Genomic DNA, 2,732 nt, shown 5'->3' on the forward strand with positions numbered 1-2,732 from the left:
CGGGAGTCGGGAGTCGGGAAGAGCCTCGCGCGGCAGCGACCGTCCGTCACGCGAGCACCCGCGGCGTCTCCCTGTAGCATGCCTGCCATGCAAGGCGTCCCCGCCCATTTCGAGCACCCGCACGACGCCGCCGAGTTCCGCCGCCCGGCGCACCGGGCGGGCGTGGAGCTGTACCGCGCGCACATCGTGCGCCATGCCTTCGAGCCGCATACCCACGACGGCTTCGGCCTGGGCGTGATCGAACATGGCGTGGAGCGTTTCCGCTATCGCGGGGCGGACCACCTGGCGCCGTCCGATTCACTGGTGCTGATGAACCCGGACGAGCTGCACACCGGCCACGCCGAGACCGCGGAGGGCTGGTGCTACCGCATGCTCTACGTGGAGCCCGATACCGCCGCCTCGATCTGCGGCGAGCGCGCGTGGTGGTTCGACCAGGCGGTGCGCCACGACGCCGCCGCCGCGCACCGCCTCAACGCCCTGCTCGACGCGCTGTGGCAGGCACGCGAACCGCTGGCGATCGACAGCCTGCTGTTCGCCCTGCTGGACGAGTTTCGCCGGCACGCGCGCACGTCCCGCCCCGCGGCGGCCGGGGCCTCGCCGCGCTTCGCGCCGGTGATCGACTACCTGCACGCCAACCTCTCGCAGCGGCTCACGCTGGAGGAGCTGGCGCGGCTGGCCGGGCTCAGCCCGTTCCATTTCCTGCGCAGCTTCCGCGACCACCACCATGCCACGCCGCAGCAGTACCTGATGGCGCTGCGGCTGGCCCAGGCCAAGCGCCTGCTCGCCGCCGGCAAACCGCCCGCGCAGGTCGCCGCGGCCGCCGGGCTCACCGACCAGGCGCACCTCACCCGCGCCTTCATGCGCCGCTACGGCACCACGCCGGCCCGCTACCAGCGGCAGCTGCGCGGCTGAGCCGCCGCAATCTCGTACAAGACAACACCCGCGCCCCCTGCGCAGACTCTCCCGCATGACTCTCGGCATCCTCTATGCGCTGGTGGCGGGCCTGATGTGGGGCCTGGTGTTCGTGGCGCCGGTGCTGGCACCGGACTACTCCGCCGCGCTGCTCTCGATGGGCCGCTACCTCGCCTTCGGCCTGATCGCGCTGCCGCTGGGCTGGCTCGACCGCCGCACGCTGCGCGGGCTGACCGGCGCCGATTGGCTGGAGGCGGTGAAGCTGGCCGCGATCGGCAACCTGCTCTACTACCTGTGCCTGGCCGCGGCCATCCAGCGCGCGGGCGCGCCGCTGCCCACGGTGATCATCGGCACCCTGCCGGTGACCATCGCCATCTGCGCCAACCTGCGCAACGCCAGGCGCGACGGCCACCTGCCATGGCTGCGCCTGCTGCCCGCGCTGGTACTGATCGTGGGCGGCATCGCCTGCGTGAACCAGACCGAGCTCGCCGCGCTGCGCCACGCCCCGCAGGCGAACCTGGCCCGCTACGCCGGCGGCGCGCTGCTCGCGCTGGTGTCGGTGGCGTGCTGGACCTGGTATCCGCTGCGCAACGCCGACTGGCTGCGCCACCATCCCGGCCGCAGCCCGCGCGGCTGGGCCACCGCGCAAGGCCTGGCCACGCTGCCGCTGGCGCTGGTCGGCTACGCCGTGCTGTGGGCCTACCACCATGCCAGCGGCAGCGCCTTCCCGATGCCGTTCGGGCCGCGCCCGGCGTTCTTCATCGGCCTGATGGTGGCGATCGGCCTGCTCGCCTCCTGGCTCGGCACGCTGTGCTGGAACGAAGCCAGCCAGCGCCTGCCCACCGCGCTGGCCGGGCCGCTGCTGGTGTTCGAGACGCTGGCCGCGCTCGGCTACGCCTTCACCCTGCGCGGCCACCTGCCGCCGCCGCTGACCCTGCTCGGCATCGCCCTGCTGGTCGTCGGGGTGGTCTGGGCGCTGCGCATCAAGCCGAACCTGGTCGAAGCGCACGCGGCGTAGCCACGCGCGCCGCCCGCACACGCCGACGGCGCCACGACGAAGCGCGCCGGCACACGGCGGAGCATGCGCGATCCACCGCGGTTGTGATGGCCACGCGGAGGCGGCACCATGGCCTGATTCCCTCCACTGCCCGCGCTCCGCATGAACGACAGCCACGGCCGCCTCCCCGCCGACGTCCACGCTCCCGAGGAAACCCTCTACCAGGGCCAGTGGCTCAGCCTGCGCCGGCGCGGGCGCTGGGAATACGCCGAGCGCAACAATCCCGGCGGCGCGGTGATCATCCTGGCGGTGACGCCGGAGGACCGCGTGCTGTTCGTCGAGCAGTACCGGGTGTCGATCCTCAAGCACACCATCGAGATGCCGGCCGGCCTGGTGGGCGACCTGGCCGACCAGGCCGACGAGAGCGCGCTGCTGGCGGCGGCGCGCGAGCTGGAAGAGGAAACCGGCTACCGCTGCGGCCGCGTGGAATTCGTGCACGAGGGGCCCTCCTCCTCGGGCATGAGCACCGAGATGATCGCCTTCGTGCGCGCCTGGGACCTGGTCAAGGTCGGCCCCGGCGGCGGCGACGACAGCGAGGACATCGTGGTGCACGAAGTGCCCCGCGCCGAGGCCGGCCGCTGGCTGTTCGAGAAGGCCGCGGCGGGCTATTCGATCGACCCCAAGCTGTTCGCCGGGTTGTGGTTCATCGAGCACGGGCGGCTGGGCACTGCGGCTTGAGCGGCTGGTGTCTGCGGGGGAAGGCGGGTTGTGCCGTTGGTCCAATCCTGTGTTGTTGAAGCTCCATCGCAGGCTGGCCGGCCTT

The 2,732-nt window shown here is 72.6% G+C and carries 3 protein-coding genes; all 3 read left to right on the forward strand.

All coding sequences use genetic code 11. From position 1 onward, the window contains the following. The first annotated feature begins 87 nt into the window (after positions 1 to 87). Positions 88 to 912: an AraC family transcriptional regulator gene (locus ACH65_RS17815; protein WP_049623982.1), complete on the forward strand. Its 825-nt coding sequence runs from the start codon at positions 88 to 90 to the stop codon at positions 910 to 912. 55 nt (positions 913 to 967) lie between these two features. Then, the gene (locus ACH65_RS17820) at positions 968 to 1,930 is read left to right on the forward strand and encodes a DMT family transporter (RefSeq protein WP_049623983.1); all 963 of its coding nucleotides are present in this window, start codon (positions 968 to 970) and stop codon (positions 1,928 to 1,930) included. Between the two features lie 141 nt (positions 1,931 to 2,071). Next, complete coding sequence (locus ACH65_RS17825; protein ID WP_049623984.1) at positions 2,072 to 2,647, forward strand: NUDIX hydrolase; 576 nt, start codon at positions 2,072 to 2,074, stop codon at positions 2,645 to 2,647. The last annotated feature ends 85 nt before the right edge of the window (positions 2,648 to 2,732 follow it).

The sequence above is a fragment of the Frateuria defendens genome, assembly GCF_001182895.1.
In the GTDB taxonomy this organism is placed as follows: Bacteria; Pseudomonadota; Gammaproteobacteria; order Xanthomonadales; family Rhodanobacteraceae; genus Frateuria_B; species Frateuria_B defendens.